19 protein-coding genes are annotated in these 17,171 nt (G+C 65.4%); 11 read left to right on the forward strand and 8 right to left on the reverse strand.

Going from position 1 to position 17,171, the window contains the following annotated elements; translation table 11 throughout:
- Window positions 1-508 precede the first annotated feature (508 nt).
- The 3 genes from B2W22_RS06820 to B2W22_RS06830 all read right to left on the reverse strand — a co-directional run bounded on the left by B2W22_RS06820 (window position 509) and on the right by B2W22_RS06830 (window position 3,683).
- The gene (locus tag B2W22_RS06820) at window positions 509-1,618 is read right to left on the reverse strand and encodes a cyclic nucleotide-binding domain-containing protein (protein ID WP_286936778.1); all 1,110 of its coding nucleotides are present in this window, start codon (window positions 1,616-1,618) and stop codon (window positions 509-511) included.
- A 166-nt stretch (window positions 1,619-1,784) separates the two neighbouring features.
- Window positions 1,785-2,711, reverse strand: coding sequence for a helix-turn-helix domain-containing protein (locus B2W22_RS06825; RefSeq protein ID WP_286936780.1), 927 nt, complete (start codon window positions 2,709-2,711; stop codon window positions 1,785-1,787).
- 120 nt (window positions 2,712-2,831) lie between these two features.
- A complete protein-coding gene (locus B2W22_RS06830) occupies window positions 2,832-3,683 on the reverse strand; it encodes an alpha/beta fold hydrolase (RefSeq protein ID WP_286936782.1) in 852 nt (283 codons plus the stop codon).
- A gap of 138 nt (window positions 3,684-3,821) precedes the next feature.
- Between B2W22_RS06830 and B2W22_RS06835 the strand changes: the two genes are divergently transcribed.
- The 4 genes from B2W22_RS06835 (at window position 3,822) to B2W22_RS06850 (ending at window position 6,785) form a co-directional block, all read left to right on the forward strand.
- Entirely contained in the window at window positions 3,822-4,208 is a 387-nt protein-coding gene (locus B2W22_RS06835) for a MerR family transcriptional regulator (protein WP_286936785.1), read from the forward strand.
- A gap of 50 nt (window positions 4,209-4,258) precedes the next feature.
- Window positions 4,259-6,007, forward strand: coding sequence for a SulP family inorganic anion transporter (locus B2W22_RS06840; RefSeq protein WP_286936786.1), 1,749 nt, complete (start codon window positions 4,259-4,261; stop codon window positions 6,005-6,007).
- Window positions 6,004-6,480 (forward strand): DUF1801 domain-containing protein, encoded by a 477-nt coding sequence (locus B2W22_RS06845; RefSeq protein WP_286936788.1) that lies wholly within the window; start codon window positions 6,004-6,006, stop codon window positions 6,478-6,480. The genes B2W22_RS06840 and B2W22_RS06845 overlap by 4 nt, the downstream gene beginning before the upstream one ends.
- Before the next feature lie 119 nt (window positions 6,481-6,599).
- Window positions 6,600-6,785: a hypothetical protein gene (locus tag B2W22_RS06850; protein WP_175183538.1), complete on the forward strand. Its 186-nt coding sequence runs from the start codon at window positions 6,600-6,602 to the stop codon at window positions 6,783-6,785.
- A 74-nt stretch (window positions 6,786-6,859) separates the two neighbouring features.
- Here the strand turns inward: B2W22_RS06850 and B2W22_RS06855 are convergent, their stop codons facing one another.
- Window positions 6,860-7,411, reverse strand: a complete 552-nt coding sequence (locus B2W22_RS06855) for an OmpA/MotB family protein (protein WP_175121378.1) — start codon at window positions 7,409-7,411, stop codon at window positions 6,860-6,862.
- A gap of 150 nt (window positions 7,412-7,561) precedes the next feature.
- Between B2W22_RS06855 and B2W22_RS06860 the strand changes: the two genes are divergently transcribed.
- Window positions 7,562-7,999 (forward strand): helix-turn-helix transcriptional regulator, encoded by a 438-nt coding sequence (locus B2W22_RS06860; RefSeq protein ID WP_286936791.1) that lies wholly within the window; start codon window positions 7,562-7,564, stop codon window positions 7,997-7,999.
- A 6-nt stretch (window positions 8,000-8,005) separates the two neighbouring features.
- Here B2W22_RS06860 and B2W22_RS06865 read toward each other — a convergent pair whose 3' ends face one another.
- Complete coding sequence (locus B2W22_RS06865) at window positions 8,006-8,905, reverse strand: LysR family transcriptional regulator (protein WP_286936793.1); 900 nt, start codon at window positions 8,903-8,905, stop codon at window positions 8,006-8,008.
- 173 nt (window positions 8,906-9,078) lie between these two features.
- On the opposite strand from B2W22_RS06865, the gene B2W22_RS06870 reads away from it, so the two are divergent.
- The 4 genes from B2W22_RS06870 (at window position 9,079) to B2W22_RS06885 (ending at window position 12,630) form a co-directional block, all read left to right on the forward strand.
- On the forward strand, window positions 9,079-10,011 hold the full coding sequence (locus B2W22_RS06870; protein ID WP_286936795.1) for an aromatic alcohol reductase: 933 nt from the start codon (window positions 9,079-9,081) through the stop codon (window positions 10,009-10,011).
- Window positions 10,012-10,182: 171 nt separating this feature from the next.
- Window positions 10,183-11,439 carry a sulfite oxidase gene (locus tag B2W22_RS06875; protein WP_175183578.1) on the forward strand — a complete coding sequence of 419 codons (1,257 nt, stop codon included), beginning with the start codon at window positions 10,183-10,185 and terminating at the stop codon, window positions 11,437-11,439.
- 14 nt (window positions 11,440-11,453) lie between these two features.
- Window positions 11,454-11,828, forward strand: a complete 375-nt coding sequence (locus tag B2W22_RS06880; RefSeq protein ID WP_239212768.1) for a c-type cytochrome — start codon at window positions 11,454-11,456, stop codon at window positions 11,826-11,828.
- A 145-nt stretch (window positions 11,829-11,973) separates the two neighbouring features.
- The gene (locus B2W22_RS06885; RefSeq protein WP_286936798.1) at window positions 11,974-12,630 is read left to right on the forward strand and encodes a hypothetical protein; all 657 of its coding nucleotides are present in this window, start codon (window positions 11,974-11,976) and stop codon (window positions 12,628-12,630) included.
- 6 nt (window positions 12,631-12,636) lie between these two features.
- Here the strand turns inward: B2W22_RS06885 and B2W22_RS06890 are convergent, their stop codons facing one another.
- Window positions 12,637-12,966, reverse strand: coding sequence for a YciI family protein (locus tag B2W22_RS06890; RefSeq protein WP_286936799.1), 330 nt, complete (start codon window positions 12,964-12,966; stop codon window positions 12,637-12,639).
- Between the two features lie 279 nt (window positions 12,967-13,245).
- Between B2W22_RS06890 and B2W22_RS06895 the strand changes: the two genes are divergently transcribed.
- Both B2W22_RS06895 and B2W22_RS06900 read left to right on the forward strand, forming a co-directional pair.
- Window positions 13,246-13,776 carry a hypothetical protein gene (locus B2W22_RS06895; RefSeq protein WP_286936801.1) on the forward strand — a complete coding sequence of 177 codons (531 nt, stop codon included), beginning with the start codon at window positions 13,246-13,248 and terminating at the stop codon, window positions 13,774-13,776.
- A gap of 5 nt (window positions 13,777-13,781) precedes the next feature.
- Window positions 13,782-14,603: an alpha/beta fold hydrolase gene (locus B2W22_RS06900; RefSeq protein ID WP_286936803.1), complete on the forward strand. Its 822-nt coding sequence runs from the start codon at window positions 13,782-13,784 to the stop codon at window positions 14,601-14,603.
- On the opposite strand, the gene B2W22_RS06905 is transcribed toward B2W22_RS06900, so the two are convergent.
- Both B2W22_RS06905 and B2W22_RS06910 read right to left on the reverse strand, forming a co-directional pair.
- A complete protein-coding gene (locus tag B2W22_RS06905; RefSeq protein WP_286937332.1) occupies window positions 14,578-16,284 on the reverse strand; it encodes an ABC transporter ATP-binding protein in 1,707 nt (568 codons plus the stop codon). The genes B2W22_RS06900 and B2W22_RS06905 overlap by 26 nt on opposite strands.
- Window positions 16,281-17,165, reverse strand: coding sequence for an ABC transporter permease (locus B2W22_RS06910; RefSeq protein WP_286936805.1), 885 nt, complete (start codon window positions 17,163-17,165; stop codon window positions 16,281-16,283). Before B2W22_RS06910 ends, B2W22_RS06905 begins: the two co-directional genes overlap by 4 nt.
- Window positions 17,166-17,171: the final 6 nt, after the last annotated feature.

Genomic DNA, 17,171 nt, shown 5'->3' on the forward strand with positions numbered 1-17,171 from the left:
CGGCCGCTTTGATGTCGCGGTAGGCTTAGGCGCGTAGGCCATTCGCAACGGAAGGATTGGCAGGCCAGTGCGTTCGCAGGCGTTACATGTGCCCGTAGGATTGGGGACAGCATGGCGGATCGCCCAACTCAAGGTCGTGCTGACGCTCATAAGTTCCTTTGCTTGGCGCAGTGTGGCAGTAGTCGGTGATGACCTGTCGCCTCAATGCAAACCCTGTGCCAAGTTGGAAGCGTCTTTCCGTTGTTCTTTCTTATCAACTGCTTACGCGTGCTTCACCGCCCAACATGGGAATCCCAACGGCGCAAAGGCAGCGGAAGTGTTTTTTTCAACGGAAGTTCGGGCCATTTGTGGCCCGACATTCTTCAACGGTTTGAAAACAAACAAAAAAGAATCGGGCCAACTTTGGCCCGGGCGAGCCAAAGTTGGCCCGATCATCCCCATTCAGGCGAATCGCAGATCTCGTCGTCGACTCATCTTTGTCCTCGCCTCTGCCCATCCGCCCCGGCCCTCAATGCGCCGACGCATCCAAAAACCGATGCACCACCCGCACCGCAGCCGCGCCTTCGGCAATGCTCGCCAGCACATGCTTCACCGACCCCGCACGCGCCGCGCCCACGGCGAACACGCCTGGCTGCGAGCTTTCATAATCGCGTGCCTGCATCGACCCCGCGGCGGCAAGACCCGTATGGATGCAGCCCTGGTCATCCGTGTCCAGCCACCCGTCCAGCCAGGCGGTGTTGGCGTGATCGGTCACCGTTTCCGCATCGCCCCGCATGCCGGTCGCAACGATGAGGCTGCGCGCCTCGACGAGCCGGCCGTCGTCCAGCCATACCCGATAGGGATAACAGCCGCCGTCGAAGCGGCTGACCGTGCGCAGCGGCAGGACGTGCGCGCCGAAGCGCTTGCTCTGGTCCTCGGCGCGGCGCAGCAGCGGGCCCTCGCATAATCCGGTGATCGTGCCCGGAAAGCCCTTCAGCACGTCCAGTCCGGGCGCGTCGCCACAGGAGAGCGAGCCGCCCACCAGCAATGTCTGCAGCCCCTCGGAGGCGGCATAGGCGGCGGCGGCCAATCCAGCCGGCCCGCCGCCGATCACGGCCAGGTCCATGACGGGATCTTCCTGCGCGCTTCCCGCCACTGAGCGCAGAATGGCGCCCCCATACGGCCGGCGCCGCAGATACCCGATCCTGCGCAGCATGAACGCGCGCAGGATGATTTCTGCCAGCGGCCGCTCCGCCAGAATCAGCGTTTCAAGCGCTGCGCGGCTCAGCCGCAACAGGCGGCTGGGGGTATTGGCGCGCACCGTGACCGCATTCGGCCGGTCGGTGAAGAGGTCCAGGCTGCCCGTGAATTCGCCGTCACGATGGACAAGCAGACTGCGCATGGCGCCGCCGGCGTCGGCTTCCAGCACTTCGGCATAGCCCTGGAGCAGGATGTAGAACGCGGCTTCGCGATCACCGCTGTTGAGCAGCACCCGGCCCGGCTCGGCCGACATCTCCTCGCCATAGGCGGCCGCGCGCTCGATCAGCGCGCGCGGCAGCATCGGAAACGCCTGCGCATGCAACGCGGCCAAATCGGGCGGCAGGTTGGCCGGCGGGCGGCCGGCGGCAAGAACACTCATGGAACGCTTTCGGAACATCGGGGACAGAGGGAAGGCATTCCATCACGGTAGCGCCATGGCGGGGGCACGTCTTGCCCACTTGCGTCCTGCTTTGCACGAAAGAGCAACGCGCGCGTCCTCGGCAACGAAGCCGCGCCGCCCGGGCTGCCGGCCGCTTAGCGCTATCTCAAGCTCCGTGTTCCCTGCGCCACGCCCCCGGCGCCACCCCCACCACACTGGTGAACACGCGCGTCATGTGCGCCTGGTCGGCAAAGCCGCACAAGAGCGCGATGTCGGTGATGGACCGGCCCGGTGCGCGCAGCAGTTCCTGCGCCTTTTGCACCCGCTGCTCCAGCAGCCACCGATGCGGCGTAGTGCCGACTGTCTGGCGGAACGCCTTGATGAAATAGCTGCGGGACAGATTGCAGGCCTCGGCGATATCTGCAACGGATGCGTCCTCGCGCAGGGACGCCAGCAGCATGTCCTTGGCGCGCGCCTCCAGCTTGCGGGACAGCACGCGGCCCCCGCCCGAGTCCGCCCAGCCGCTCGTCGCCCCGGCCCCGTATTGCGACAGCAGATGGGTGCCCAGGGCCAGACTCAAATGATCCACGAAGAGTCCACTCGTCTGCGCGGGATTCGCCACCACGCCCGCCAGCACCTGCGACAGGTGGCCCAGCACCGGATCGGGCTGCCCATTGCGCGGCAGCAGGCTGCTGACACGCGGACCGCCCTTCTCGTCGTTGATGCGTTCGATGAACGCGCGGGGCATTTCGACCAACATGAAATCGAAGCCGCCTTGCAGGTCGGCCCGGTAATCGTCGGTGAAGTCGCGGATGTAGATTGAACCCGCGTCGAAATCATGGGTCGACGCGTGATTGCCCTGCAGGATGCGGCGACGGTGGCCGCCCCGCAGCGCCACGCCCACCAGAAACCCGCGATGCGACGCCGGCGTTTCGACGCTGCCGAATTGCGCGGTTTCAGTGCGCTTGCGGTAGAACGTCAGTCCGCCTCCGTGGAATTCCTGATTCACAGCCAGTTTGCTGGCCGAGCAGCCCAGCGTGTCGGTGGACCGCGCGGGCGTGGGTTCGGGAATCAGAAGCTGGGGGGCGGGCATTGAAGCGGTCCAAATCGGGGCAAACGCATTTCGGGGTCGAAGATAGCAGGCGATGCTGCTTCGCAACAAGCAACATTTGGCAAAAGCAGCTGCCGCGAGCCCCCCGCTTCATCCATCCCGTCAGCGTGTCACGACGCTGTCAACAAACGCAGCCAGCTCCCGGTTGAACCTGTCCGCCTCCTCCATGAATGGCGCGTGCCCGGAGGCCGCATAGATCTTGCTGCGCACGTGCGGGTTCAGCGCCCTCGCCCGGTCGATTGACGGCGCCGGCTGCACCAGGGCGTCCTTCGCGCCGTAGATCAGCAGCAAAGGCTTGCGCGCCGAGCCGAGGCCACGCGCCGCCTCGACCGTCATCGATTGCACGGCGGCCTGCATGTCGAAGGACGCCATGGCGGCATTGGCCAGGAGCCGTTGGAACGTGACGCCATCGGGCGCTTGCGCAAAGCACAGGCCGATGAACTCACGCTCCGCGTCCAGGTGGGTCTTCAGATCCGGCGACACCATGTCCCGGTATAGGGCAGGATGCGGTGCGATCTGCTTGGGATCCAGCTCGATCACACCCCCCACATAGACGGCGCCCGCAATCTGCGCGTCACCGTAAGCGGCAAGGTAGTTGGTCGTCACCGCGGCGCCCAGCGACCAGCCGACGACGACGGGATTTTGCGCGCCGGTCGCCGTGATCACTGCCGCCAGATCGTCCGCCCAGCGCCGGCCATCGGTATACGCCGCCGCGTCCACCGGTTTGCCCGACAGACCGTGACCCCGCAGGTCGTACGTGATCAGCCGATACCGCTGCAGCGCCGGGCTGGCAAGCTGGGCCTCCCAGTTCAGGTGGCTACCCAGCAATCCGTGTACGAAAACGACCGGCGGACCCGCGGCATTGCCGGCCTCCTGGACGGCGAGGGCCACGCCATCAGGCGCCGTGACGGTGTAATGCCGGGATTGCGCGTTGGCGACCACGGAGACTGCCATGAACAAGGCTGCTGCCGCCACATGGCGAAAAAAGGTTCTGCGTTGCATGGATGATGCATCCCGAAGATTGGAGGGAGCGCCAGTTTCAACCCTCACACCTATGTCAAGGTCAAGCACCAATCTGCTACGCTTTCCCGCATGAAAACGCCCCCGCCTCAAACACCCATGTCGATCGGCGAGCTCGCCCGCAAAACCGGCGCAAGCCTGCGTTCGCTGCGCCACTACGACGACCACGGTCTTCTTGCGTCGGCACGGACGGACAATGGGTATCGCACATTCCCCGCCGCCGCTGTGACTCAGGTCCGGCAAATCCAGCGCCTGATCGCCTCGGGGTTCACGTTGGCGGAGATCCGCGGATTTCCCGATTGCATGCGGCTGATCGAAGGCGCGGCGGCGTGCCCGGAGACGTCCGAGGTGCAGCGCCAGCGGTTGGCATCCGTGGAGCGCCAGATCGCCGACCTCGAGCGCCGCCGCGCTCGCCTGCGACAGATGTTGGAAGATACCGGCAACCCTTCTCCGCCATGATGCGCGCAGAAGTCCCTAACCCGTAGCGCACGCGTTTGCACCGGGATTCCATGTCCACCTTGACGCCCCGCTCCCCTGCCAAGCCCGCGCCGAACTGGTTGCGCTGGCTGCCCGGCCTGGCAATGCTCAAGTCCTATCAGGCAGGTTGGCTGCCCAAGGACGTCGCGGCCGGTCTGGTCCTGACAACCATGCTCGTGCCAGTCGGCATCGCCTATGCCGAAGCCTCTGGCGTTCCGGGCGTCTACGGTCTGTACGCCACCATCATTCCCATGCTGGCCTACGCGCTGTTCGGCCCAAGCCGCATCCTGGTGCTGGGGCCCGACTCCGCATTGGCCGCGCCCATCCTGGCGGTGGTGCTCAGCGTCTCCAACGGGGATCCGATGCGGGCCATCGCCGCGGCCAGCATGATGGCCGTCGTCTCCGGGCTGTTCTGCATCGTGCTGGGCCTGATGCGGCTGGGCTTCATCACCGAGCTTCTGTCCAAGCCGATCCGCTACGGGTACATGAACGGCATCGCGCTGACCGTGCTGGTCAGCCAGTTGCCCAAGCTGTTCGACATCTCCATCGACGACGCCGGCCCTCTGCAGGAAATGCAGCAACTGGCGCTGGCCGTTGCCGACGGGCAGACCCATGGGCCAAGCTTCGCAGTCGGCGCGGCAAGCCTGGCGGTGATTCTGCTGCTCAAACGCTTTGATCGCGTGCCGGGCATTCTGATTGCGGTGATCCTTGCCACGCTGGCGGTCAAGCTTTTCGGCCTGGACGCGCAAGGCGTCAAGGTGCTCGGCGAGATTCCGCAGGGACTGCCCAGCCTTGCCTGGCCGTGGCTCAGCAACGCCGATCTGGTCAAGATCGTGCTGGGCGGCTGCGCGGTGGCGCTGATTGCGTTTGCCGACACCAGCGTGCTGTCACGCACCTATGCCGCACGCACCCACACGCGGGTGGATCCGAACCAGGAAATGGTGGGACTGGGCGTGGCGAACCTGGCGGCGGGGTTTTTCCAGGGCTTTCCGATCAGCAGCAGCGCGTCGCGCACGCCGGTGGCCGAAGCAGCCGGCTCGCGTACGCAACTGACGGGCGTCGTCGGCGCGCTGGCCGTGGCCGCGCTGCTGATCGCCGCGCCAAACCTGCTGCGCCACCTGCCCAACAGCGCGCTGGCCGCGGTCGTGATCGCCGCCGCCATCGGCCTTTTCGAGTTCAAGGACCTGCGGCGCATCTACCGCATTCAGCAATGGGAGTTCTGGCTGTCGATGCTGTGCTTTGCCGCGGTCGCCGTTTTTGGGGCAATACCCGGCATCTGCCTTGCGGTCGTCATCGCCGTCATTGAATTCCTGTGGGACGGCTGGCGCCCGCACTTCGCGGTGCTGGGCCGCGTGCCGAACCTTCGCGGGTATCACGACCTGAAGCGCTATCCGAATGCCGCACTGATCGACGGACTGGTGCTGTTCCGTTGGGATGCGCCCCTGTTCTTTGCCAACGCCGAGCTCTTCCAGCAGCGCCTTCTGGAAGCCGTCGAGGCATCGCCCTCGCCCGTGCGGCGCGTGGTCGTGGCTGCCGAACCCGTCACGAGCGTCGACGTCACGTCCGCGGACATGCTGCGCGAGCTGTGCGAAACGCTGGCGCGCGAAGGCATCGCGTTGCACTTCGCGGAGATGAAGGACCCCGTGCGGGACAAGCTCAAACGCTTTGAGCTGTCCCGTCTGTTCAGCGACGACCATTTTCACCCGACGGTCGGCAGCGCGGTGGACGATTATCTGGGGCGGGAAGACCCGTTCCCGGACCACAGAGAGCACCATCCATGACGCAAAATGCAAATTCCGCGCCGACTCGAAAGACCGGTAGAGCGCGCAACCCCGCAACCCAGGCGGCGCCCGGCGAAGTCGTCCTGCTCTCCGGCGGCAACCCTCAGATACCAAAGGGAGATGGCGACGAACCCGTGCAGGCCTACATCGCCGCGATGCCCGGCTGGAAATCGCCCATCGGCAAACGCATCGACGCCTTGGTGGAAGCAGCTGTCCCCGGCGTCGCCAAGGCGGTCAAATGGAATTCGCCTTTTTACGGACGGCCGGGCGAAGGCTGGTTCCTGAGCTTGCACTGCTTCTCGAAGTACATCAAGGTGACGTTTTTTCAGGGGGCTGCGCTGCGGCCCATCCCCGCTGGAAAATCGAAGTATCCGCAGGTGCGCTACCTGGACATCCACGAAGGTGCATTCGACGAAGCGCAGTTTTCGGACTGGGTCCGGCAAGCCAGCAACTTGCCGGGCGAAAAGTTGTGAATGGGGCCGTGCCGCAGGGCGAAGCCTTTCTCGCGCTCTGGCACGAATTCGAATAAGCGCCAGGTGCTGGATAGGCCGGCATGCCGACGCTGCGAGATGCTGGCCTACCGGAGATTGCAATGAACGAAAAGCCTTCCGCCCCCATGCCGGGCGACATCAACCCCGGCGACGACTTCGCGCCTGGTACACCTGGAACGGGCCAGGTGCCCTGCCCCGCTTGTCACGGCAGCGGCAGGATCGAGCAAACCCGCTGCGCGACGTGCGGCGGAACGGGCAAGGTGGTGCGCGGCGTCGGCGGCGCGTGACTGGGCGAGTGTCATGCAGAGGGGCCAGGAGGAGCGCTCCTGGCCGCTTCGACACTGCCCGCAAACGAGCCGGTTTAAGGACGCCCCGCGGCTGTGATCACGATCTCCACTCGCCGGTTCTTGGCCCTGCCCTCAGGCGTCGAGTTGCTGGCCACCGGCCGCGCCTCGCCGAACCCTTCCGCGGACACCGAATTTGGCGATACGCCCTTGGCGATCAGATAACGCGCCACGTTGTCCGCCCGCGCCGATGACAGCTCGAGATTGGAGGGAAACTGCCGCTTCAATGCCGGCCCGATAGGCTCGTTGTCGGTGAACCCTTCGACGACGATCTGCTTGCCCTGCAGATTGGAAAGCGTGGGCGCGATCTTGGCGAGCGTCCTCTCGCCGTTGGAACTTAGGCTCCACCCGCCTTCGGGAAAGAGAATCTCGTTCACCATGGTGACCTTCAACTCGTCCTGCAATTGCGTAATCTGCACTTGGTCGCCGCGTAGTTCGGCCGAGAGCTGCTTATTGAGGGCGGAATACTCGGCTGCCAGTTGCGCCTCTTTGTCGTAGGTCTGCTTGGTCACGCAACCCGAAACCGCCAGCACGACGCACAGCGCCAGGATGGTTTTGTGTAGTCTCATTGCGATTCTCCGTCAGGTTTGTAAGCCAAATAAAAAGAGGCCTCGCCCTTTGTTGGCTTAGGTAATATCCGAAGGCACATCACTCCGATTTCTGCCAGGCAGGAAGCGCGCTAGCAGATTCTCGCAACTACACGCGAAGAATAAGCACAAGTGAATGACGCCACTACTCATATGACGCCAACCCCGGTCCCGCCGGGCACGGTTGCCGGTGTGCAGGGGCCTGCGGCGGAATCAGCCGCAAGCGCGGACTGCGATTATCTGGCCACCGTCATCTGGCACATCCGCATCCAGATGCAAGCCGGCGCCGTCTCTATCGACAGCACAGCCAAGGCGATGGGCACCAGCGTGCGCACCCTGCAACGCGTACTGCGCCGCGACGGCGGCGTCAGCTTTCGTGAGCTGTCCAATACCGCGCGCCTGCGACGCGCTCAAGACCTGCTACGCGAAAGCACCGTGTCCATCACGCAGATCGCCATGGATTCTGGTTATTCCACACCGGCTAATTTTTCCCGGGCGTTCAGGAAAGCGAGCGGCGTCGCGCCGCACGAATACCGGCAGGACGCGATGGCGAGCAGTGTCGCCCCGTGACGATCATCACTCCGCCAACACGGGCCGGCTGATCTCCAGCACCCACTGCACGAACGCCTTCACCGCCGCGGTCGCACGCGCCTGGGGATAGACAATGGAAAGCTGCACCGGCTCGCAGCGCGCATCGGCCAAGACTTCGCGCAGGCGGCCGCTGCGCAGATACGGAGACGCCGCCAGCGCAGATAGTTGAATCAGGCCCAGACCCTCCAGGCCGCAGTGCAGATATGCCTCGGTCTCGTTGACCGAATAGCGGCTTGGCAAGGCCATCGACACGTTTTCACCGTCGACTCGGAACCGCCAGTCCAGCGGCCTGCCGGTGGCGTTGGACAGATAGTTGACCACCCGATGCGCGGGCAACGCTTCCACTGATTTCGGTTCGCCGAAGCGGCCCAGGTATTGGGGCGACGCGCAGGTTACCCATACCAAGTGACCAAGGCTGCGCGCCACGAGCGTGGAATCGGCAAGCTCGCCGCTACGGATGGCGCAGTCGATACCTTCATAGATCAGGTCGGCCGGGCGATCGCTCAGGCCCAGCACGACCTCGACGTCGGGAAAACGCGCCTCGAACTCGACCAGCCTTGGCACCACAATCGCGCGGCCAACCACGCCGGGCATGTCGACGCGCACGCGGCCGCGGGGCGCCTGGATCGCGGCGGTAACGTCATTCTCGGCGTCGGCAATATTGGCCAGGATGGCTTGGCACGCCTGCAGATAGCGCGCACCGGCATCGGTCAGGCTCAGGCTGCGCGTGCTGCGATGCAGGAGCGGCGTGCCCAGGTGGGTTTCCAGGTTCTTGATCATCGTCGTGACCGACGACCGAGGCAGCGCCAGCGATTGCGCGGCCTTCGTGAAGCTGCGCGCCTCGACGACCCTGACGAATGCCGCCATCGCTTGAAGTTTGTCCATGAGCCGATCCCGACGATAGAACGTGCGCCGCATGCGGCGGGAAGGTCCCGATATTACCAACGCATATCGGCCGCGAATGCGCGCTGCGGCGCGTTGTGAATTCCGTCACGGCGAACAATGGATGCCCTGCCCGCTCCTACACTGCAAGCCACTTTTTCTGCTTGAGGCATCCCATGATTCAACACAACGCTGTCCTCGTTTTGGGCGCGGGCCAGCTCGGCATGGCCGTGCTGCGCAACCTGGCGCCGCGCGTCGTCAAAGGCCAGTTGTCGGTCCTGTTGCGCGCGTCGACCGTCGCTTCCAACGATCCCGCCAAGCAGCGCGATCTTGCCGAGCTGCGTGGGCTGGGCGTCGGCATCATCGAAGGCGATCTTGCCCAGCAATCCACGGAGGCGCTCGCCGCCACCTTCCGCCGCTACGATACGGTCGTCTCATGCACGGGCTTTGTCGGCGGACCCGGCGTTCAGCGCAAGATCGCCCGCGCTGCGCTGGACGCGCGCGTCAAGCGCTTTGTGCCGTGGCAGTTTGGCGTGGACTACGACGTCATCGGCCGGGGCAGTCCGCAGGACCTGTTCGATGAGCAGCTTGATGTGCGCGACATGCTGCGCGCACAGCGCAACACCGAATGGATCATCGTTTCGACGGGCATGTTCACGAGCTTTCTGTTCGAACCCGCGTTCGGTGTGGTGGATCTGGCCGCCAACACGGTGAACGCGCTGGGAAGCCTGGACAATGCGGTCACGCTGACCACGGCCGAAGACATTGGCGCGCTGACCGCCGAGATCCTGTTCACAAAGCCCCGCATCGCCAACCAGGTCGTGCATGTCGCGGGCGACACCGTCACGTACCGGGCGGTCGCGGATGCCTTGGACCGCTTGCTGGAGCGCAAGGTCACGCGGCGAGAATGGCCGGTGCCGGCGCTGCTGCGCGCACTGGCGGCCGAACCTGGCGATGCGATGCGCAAGTATCGCGCAGTGTTCGCGCAGGGCCGTGGCGTGGCGTGGGACAAAGCACAGACCTTCAATGCCCAGCGCGGCATTGCCGTTTGCACTGCCGAACAATGGCTTCATTTGCACCAGGACAGATTCCGTTCTTTGCGGCCCTGAACCCAATATCCGAAAGTCTTATATCTGAAATGACCGTAAACCTATAGTTCTTTAGAACCCGTTGACATAAAGAGGGGCATTGCCGATGATGCGGAAGGCCGCAAGCGCTGGGCCGCCATAAGCACAACACCGCGCTCGCGCTGCGGGACGCGGCAACCAGAGAGGCAAGCCATGGAGACAACCCCACGCAACCCCGCACGGCGCCGCCTGTTGGCCGGCAGCGCCAGCGCCCTGGCCGCGGCCGGTCTGGGCGCCAGCGGCATCGCGCGCGCCAGCGATGCGCCCGCCAAACCCGCCGCCGCGGCGCCCGCAGCGAAACCGGCCGCCGCATCCACGGCCAAACCCCTGCCGCCTTACGCGGCCTGGAAAGACGCCGACAGCGTCATCGTGCACAGCGCCAACACCATCGAAACGCGCCGCAGCGCGTTTGGCGACGGCATCATCACGCCGTCGCGCCAGCTCTACGTCCGCAACAACCTGCCGCCGCCGGACGCGGCCATCCTGGACGATCGGGACGGCTGGAAGGTCGAGATCCAGGGCGTCAAGCAGCCGCGCACGCTGACCGTGGGCGACCTGAAGACGCTGGGCGTGGAATCGATCGCGACGGTGCTGCAGTGTTCGGGCAACGGCCGGGGCTTCTTTCCCCACAAGCCCAGCGGCACGCCGTGGGAAGTGGGTGCGGCAGGCTGCGTGATGTGGACGGGCGTGCCGGTGCGCACGCTCGTGGAATACCTGGGCGGCCTGGATGGCACACCCGCCTTCATGACCGGCACCGGTGGCGAAGTGCTTCCGGAAGGCCTGGATCCGAAATCCCTGCTGGTGGAACGCTCGGTGCCGCGCGAAGCCATGCAGGACGCCATGCTGGCCTGGGAGATGAACGGCGAGCCGCTGTCACTGGCCCACGGCGGCCCGTTGCGGCTGATCGTGCCGGGCTATACCGGCGTGAACAACGTCAAGTACATCAAGCGGCTGGCGTTCACCGCCGAACAAAGCCCTGCAAAGATCCAGCAGACCGGCTATCGCCTGACGCCGATGGACGCCAAGCCCAGCCCCGACCAACCCTCGGTCTGGGCGATGGAACCCAAGTCGTGGATCAACGCACCGGGCGCAAATGGTCAGGCCGTGAAGGCCGGACGCGTGGTGGTGCGGGGTGTTGCCTTTGGGGGCATGCATGCGGTCAAGCGCGTGGACGTGTCCATCGATGGCGGCAAGACCTGGAAGCAGGCCGCGCTGATCGGACCGGATCTTGGCAAATATGCATGGCGTCAGTTCGCGCTGCCGGTGGAACTGACAGCGGGCCAGCACATGCTGGTCAGCCGCGTCGAAGACACGCAGGGCAACGTGCAGGTGGAGAACCGGTTCGAGAACGCGCCGGGCTACATCAACAGCAGTTGGCGCGACCACGGTCTGGCCATCAACGTGTCTTGAGGATGGCGGAATCGATGCAAAGCCGTTTCTTCAAGCCGAACCCCGCATCCCGCCGCCTGATCGGGCGGCGGACGCGCAACCTCTGCGCGGCGGGCCTGTCGTTGATTGCGGGCGCCACGGCGTGGGCGGCGGAACCGCCCAATGCCGAGGCGGGCCGCGCCCTGTTCCTGAAGTCGACAACGCCGGCCTGTGCCGTCTGTCACACGCTGGCCGACGCCGGCGCGGCCGGGACCATCGGGCCCAACCTCGATGAACTGAAACCCGACGCCAACCGCGTCACGCAGGCCGTGCGCAACGGGATCGGCGTCATGCCGGCATTCGAGGCGTTAAGTGACGCGGAGGTGCAGGCATTGGCGCAGTATGTGTCGGGCGCCACCGGCGCGCAGTAGCCGGCCCGCAAACCATCACAGGAAGACCGCCGGGCAGCCTTGCGCTGCCCGGTGTCACTGCGCCCATCAGGGCGCCGAAGGCGGCCATGTTAGGCTTTTCGCCGGCCGATCTTCCGGCCTCAATCACTCCGCCGACGAATCCTCCATGACGCTCCGACCGCTTGCATTGCTGTTTGCCGCGCTTGCCCTGTCGCCTGGTCTCCACGCTCAGACCGCGTCTCACGCAGCAGCCTGGACGCCCGCCGGCCCCACGGCATGCCGCTTTTCGGGCTGGACGACCAATGCCAAGCCCGCCATCCCCGTGCGCGCGTCGGCATCTGCCAGCGCCAAGCAGCTCGGCGCGCTGCCGACCACGCGCGGCGACAGCCCGGATCCCGAAGTCGACCTCTACAGCGTGACCTTCGACGTGACGGAGGCGCGCGACGGCTGGCTGAAGATCAGGAACGCCAGCGACGCCATGAGCGGCAGCGACCGCAGCCCGCCGCGGCCCGTCTATCAGGGTGAAGGCTGGATCGCCGCCGGGGATGCGCAAGTCGGCATCCAGTCGGCGCGGGGATATGCCCGCCCGGACGCCGGTAGCGAACGGTTGCTGGACCTGGACAGCGACTGGTTGACCGAGCGCGCCACCTTGCGCGGCATCGTCGCGTGCGACGGCGAATGGCTGCTTTTGGATTACGAAATGCGCCACAGCGCAACATTTGAACTGCTGGCCGAGAAGGACCGCACGCGCGGACGCGCCTGGTTTCGCGGCGCGTGCGCGTCGTCCGAGACGACTTGCGACATGCGGTCGGTCGACCAATAGCGCGCGCTACGGCTGTTCCAGCGGCCACACTTCCACGACGCCGTGCGCCACGGCACACGGCGTGCGGGACACCTTTTCGATGGCCTCGGCCAAATCAGCTGCCTCGATGACGGCAAAGCCCGCGAGCGGCAGCGGCGCGTTCAGGTACGGCCCCTGCACCGTTTCGACACCTGCCGCGTCCGGATTGCGCACCTGCACCGGTGTTCCCGCGACGCCCATCAGCACGCCCGCGTGCTGCAACGCGGCATCATGCGCATGCGCAGAATCGCGTATGGCTTTGTCCGTGCGGTCATAGCCCTGCTGATCGCCATAACCGATCGTGATGAACATGGGCATGGTCTTCTCCTTTGACGTGGCTGGCGCGCGGCGCCCGTCCCGAAGGTTTTAACACTGCGCAAATGCATGCCTGTCCGGTCGCCGTGCGACCGCAGGCGCTGCGCAACCCGTTCAGCATTACCCGTCCGCCCCGGTCTGATCCACCCTTGACACGCTACCGACCAACTAGTAGATTGGCCCATCGCTCAGCCCACCCAGACGCCCATGCTCCCTTCCCCAATCGCCTCGCCCGGCGCGGTCAGAACCGACGATGCCAGGGATGCATACCGCACTGAACGCGTGGGCGCCCAGTTGGGCGCAGATCGCGTCGCGCGCACGCCGCCGACGCCGTTCCAACGCCTTTACGTCGGGCGAGCATTGCCCCTGGCGGCCGATGCGGCGCAGCGCCCCCGGGTGCCCGCGGATCACAACCTGACGCCGCCCGCGGACCTGCTGCACGACGATTACACGGCGCACTGCCTGAAGCTAGCCGTCCAGGCGTTTCACGCGCAGCTTGCACGGTTGGACGCACGGACGGCTGCGGCGAATCAAGCCGTGAAAGACGAACAGACCCGCCTTGAAGCGCGCGCTGAGGCCGAGCACAATCTGGGCACGATCGACGCGCTGCTGCTGCTCCAGTCATATCGGAATGCCGCCGGAATCCCAGCCGTGCATGCGCCCGCGCTGCCGGCCGTGACGGGCGCGCCGCCGCTGACAGTCGCGCCGGTTGCCGCGGCCGCCAAGGCACGAAGCGCAGCGGAACACGCCGCCGGCCCCGACGACATGCCGCGCAGGCCCCGAAAGCCCATTCCTGACGACCCTCCCCAGTAGCCGCCATGCTCGAACTCCCCCACACCGCCCTGATCGAAGGCAACGCCATCCGCTGGGGAAAGCTCGGCAAGGGCCCAGCGCTGGCCGCCATCCATGGCACGCCGTTTTCATCGCAGGTGTGGCGCAGGATCATCCCGCTGCTCGCCGACCGCAGAACCGTCTATTACTTTGATTTGGCGGGCTACGGCGCCTCCGAGATGCGGGACGGCCAAGACGTGTCGCTGGGTGTGCAGAACCGGATACTGGCGGCGCTGTTCAAGGAATGGGACCTGGATCGCCCCGATGTCCTGGCCCACGATTTCGGCGGTGCGACGGCGCTGCGCGCGTATTACCTGAACGGACTGCGCTACGCATCGCTGACGATCTTCGATGCGGTGGCGCTGGCGCCGTGGGGTTCGCCCTTCGTGAAGCATGTCCGCCAGCACGAGGCCGCGTTCTCGGGCATGCCGGACTACATGCACCGCGCACTGTTGAAAGCCTATCTGCAGACCGCCGCGCACAATCCGTTATCGGAAGAGGCGCTGGACGTGTACAGCCGCCCGTGGCTGGGCCCCGTCGGACAGCCGGCGTTCTACCGACAGATCGCGCAAATGGATCAGAAGTACACGGACGAGGTGCAGGGCTTGTACGGTCGCATGGATTGCCCGGTGCAAGTGCTGTGGGGCGAACAGGACGCGTGGATCCCGCACGAGCGCGGTGCGACGCTGGCGGCACTGATATCGGACCGGCCACTGATATCCGTGCCGAATGCCGGTCACCTTGTGCAGGAAGACCGGCCCGAAGCCATCGTGGCCGCAGTGTTCAGGCAGCTTGGAGCAGTGATTTAGTGTACGGATGGCTCGGGCTATCCCAAACCTGCTTCCGCGCGCCCGCTTCCACGATTCTGCCTTCACGCATGACCAGGATTCGATCCGCGATGTAGCGGATTACCGCCAAGTCATGCGAGATGAACAGATAGGACAGCCCAAAGGCTTCTTTCAGTTCCGCCAGCAGATTCAGAATCTGCGATTGGATGGACACATCCAGGGCTGACACGGGTTCGTCCAGAATCAGGAACGATGGTCGCAGGATCAAGGCGCGCGCGATGCCGATGCGCTGACGCTGTCCACCCGAGAATTCGTGCGGGTAGCGATGGCTGGCGGACGCAGGCAGGCCAACACGGTCAAGCGTCTCGGCAATGCGCGCGGCGCGTTCTGCCTTGCGCGACACGCCGTGCAGCGACAGCACCGCATCCAGGATGTCAAAGACAGTCCGCCGTGGGTTAAGCGAGCCGTAGGGATCCTGAAACACCATCTGCATCCGGCTGCGCCACGGCTTGACCTGCCTTTCCGACATCACGGTAAGGTCCGCACCATCAAACACTATGCGGCCGGCCGACTGAGGAATCAGCCGCAGCAACGTGCGCGACAACGTTGACTTGCCGCACCCCGACTCTCCCACCAGCCCTATCGTCTCGCCCCGGCGCAGCTCGAATGACACGTCTTCGACCGCATGGAACATGCTGCCATCGCGTTTGCGGTATGACGTGCGCAGGGACTCGACCTTCAACAAGGGCGCAAGTGCAACGTCACGATGCCCGCCGCATGCGGACAGCGCAGGCGTGACCAACGTGATCGCACGCGCACCGGTGTCCGCGTCGATGCCGTGGCGGATCTCCGGCAGCCGCGTCTGACGGTAGTGGACGTCCTTGCCCGCATGCAGCGATGCGCCAACCAGCCCCGCCGTGTAGGGATGTTTGGGCAGCTCGAATATCGCGCCGGCGCGCCCCTCCTCCACCTTTTCTCCATCGAGCATCACCAACACCCGGTCTGCCCATCGGGACACCAGGCCCAGATCGTGCGTGATGAGAATCAGCGCCATCGACAGATCGCGACGCAGCGTGTCCAGCAGCTCCAGAATGTGCGCCTGCACGGTCACGTCCAGCGCGGTGGTGGGTTCGTCGGCAATGAGCAGTTTGGGCGAGCAGGCAACCGCCATGGCGATCATGACGCGCTGGCGCTGCCCGCCGGACAGGTTGTGCGGATAATCGTCGTGCCGCCGGCCGGGTTCCGGAATTCTTACCAGATCCAGCAACTCGATGGCACGGGCACGCGCCGCCGCCGCGGACAGCCCGTGATGGCGGCGCAGGGTCTCGCCAATCTGTGCGCCCACCGTGTGCACCGGATTCAACGAGGTCATCGGCTCTTGGAAAATCATCGACAGGTCGCGCCCACGGATCGTGCGTAGCGACGCTTCGGGCAAGCCGGCCAGGTTGCGCCCTTGCAGCACGATATCTCCGCTTACCGACGCCTGCGGGGCAAGCAATCCCGACAACGCTAGCGCGGTGGTGGACTTCCCGCAGCCGGATTCGCCGACGATCGCCAGCGTTTCCCCCTGCGCGACCGAAAAGGACAGTTGCTTGACGGCGTGATGGCTGCCGCGGCGACCGCGGAAACGAACATCAAGCCCGCGCACTTCCAGCAGTGCGGCGGCGTCGCGGGGCGTGGCAGTTCGAAGTGTGGAAATCATGCGCGTGCCGCCAGTCTGGGATTGAATGCGTCGTTGATCGCATCGCCCACCAAATTCAGCGCCAGCACCGTCAGCACGATGGCCACGCCTGGCACCGCGGACAGGTACCACGCGGTGCGCAGCATTTCGCGCCCCTCTCCGATCATGCTGCCCCACGACACGGCGTTGGGATCGCCCAGCCCCAGGAACGACAGCGCCGATTCCATGAGGATTGCAGTGGCCACGAGCACGGACGTCGTCACGATGACCGGCGGCAACGCATTGGGCAGGATCTCGCGGAAAATGACCCAGGCGTTGCCGAACCCCTGGCTGCGCGCCGCCAGTACGAATTCGGATTCGCGCAGCGTGCGGAACTCGGCGCGCACCAGCCGCGCGGTCACGGGCCAGCATGCCGATCCAATCGCCAGCAGGATGAGCCAGACAGACGGCTGGCCTATCGTCACGATGACGATGACGAACAGGAACGTCGGCACGGTCTGCACCAACTCTGTAAAGCGAACCAACACGTCGTCGACCCAGCCGCCGTAATAGCCCGAAATGGCGCCGACCAGAATGCCGATCGTCAGGCTGATGACAGCCGCCACGGCGCCAACCGACAGCGAGACGCGCGCGCCATGTGCCAGACCCGCAGCAACGTCACGCCCCAGCGAATCCGTGCCAAGCAGAAAGGCGGCGTCCTGGCCGGGCCACGCCAGGGCCGGCCCGACCATGTCCTGCGGATCACCGGGAAACAACACCGGCGCGAACACGGCCACCAGCACCGCGGAAAGCAGGATAGTGAGGCCGGCCAATGCTGCGGGATCGCGCAGAAATCCCCCCCAGGCGGCGCGCCATCTGCCCGGATCGCGAGCAGATGCGGAGAGGTGGGTGTTCTGGCGCATAGGGCC

The organism is Achromobacter sp. UBA4530 (genome assembly GCF_002388205.1).
Lineage (GTDB): Bacteria > Pseudomonadota > Gammaproteobacteria > Burkholderiales > Burkholderiaceae_B > Achromobacter > Achromobacter animicus.

What these genes read in the sequence shown, in the direction of transcription:
- B2W22_RS06820 (WP_286936778.1), bottom strand. Translation starts at nt 1,618, where the DNA reads ATGAGTGTTCTTGCCGCCGGCCGCCCGCCGGCCAACCTGCCGCCCGAT.
- B2W22_RS06825 (WP_286936780.1), bottom strand. Translation starts at nt 2,711, where the DNA reads ATGCCCGCCCCCCAGCTTCTGATTCCCGAACCCACGCCCGCGCGGTCC.
- B2W22_RS06830 (WP_286936782.1), bottom strand. Translation starts at nt 3,683, where the DNA reads ATGGCAGTCTCCGTGGTCGCCAACGCGCAATCCCGGCATTACACCGTC.
- B2W22_RS06835 (WP_286936785.1), top strand. Translation starts at nt 3,822, where the DNA reads ATGAAAACGCCCCCGCCTCAAACACCCATGTCGATCGGCGAGCTCGCC.
- B2W22_RS06840 (WP_286936786.1), top strand. Translation starts at nt 4,259, where the DNA reads ATGTCCACCTTGACGCCCCGCTCCCCTGCCAAGCCCGCGCCGAACTGG.
- B2W22_RS06845 (WP_286936788.1), top strand. Translation starts at nt 6,004, where the DNA reads ATGACGCAAAATGCAAATTCCGCGCCGACTCGAAAGACCGGTAGAGCG.
- B2W22_RS06850 (WP_175183538.1), top strand. Translation starts at nt 6,600, where the DNA reads ATGAACGAAAAGCCTTCCGCCCCCATGCCGGGCGACATCAACCCCGGC.
- B2W22_RS06855 (WP_175121378.1), bottom strand. Translation starts at nt 7,411, where the DNA reads ATGAGACTACACAAAACCATCCTGGCGCTGTGCGTCGTGCTGGCGGTT.
- B2W22_RS06865 (WP_286936793.1), bottom strand. Translation starts at nt 8,905, where the DNA reads ATGGACAAACTTCAAGCGATGGCGGCATTCGTCAGGGTCGTCGAGGCG.
- B2W22_RS06870 (WP_286936795.1), top strand. Translation starts at nt 9,079, where the DNA reads ATGATTCAACACAACGCTGTCCTCGTTTTGGGCGCGGGCCAGCTCGGC.
- B2W22_RS06875 (WP_175183578.1), top strand. Translation starts at nt 10,183, where the DNA reads ATGGAGACAACCCCACGCAACCCCGCACGGCGCCGCCTGTTGGCCGGC.
- B2W22_RS06880 (WP_239212768.1), top strand. Translation starts at nt 11,454, where the DNA reads ATGCAAAGCCGTTTCTTCAAGCCGAACCCCGCATCCCGCCGCCTGATC.
- B2W22_RS06885 (WP_286936798.1), top strand. Translation starts at nt 11,974, where the DNA reads ATGACGCTCCGACCGCTTGCATTGCTGTTTGCCGCGCTTGCCCTGTCG.
- B2W22_RS06890 (WP_286936799.1), bottom strand. Translation starts at nt 12,966, where the DNA reads ATGCCCATGTTCATCACGATCGGTTATGGCGATCAGCAGGGCTATGAC.
- B2W22_RS06900 (WP_286936803.1), top strand. Translation starts at nt 13,782, where the DNA reads ATGCTCGAACTCCCCCACACCGCCCTGATCGAAGGCAACGCCATCCGC.
- B2W22_RS06905 (WP_286937332.1), bottom strand. Translation starts at nt 16,284, where the DNA reads ATGATTTCCACACTTCGAACTGCCACGCCCCGCGACGCCGCCGCACTG.
- B2W22_RS06910 (WP_286936805.1), bottom strand. Translation starts at nt 17,165, where the DNA reads ATGCGCCAGAACACCCACCTCTCCGCATCTGCTCGCGATCCGGGCAGA.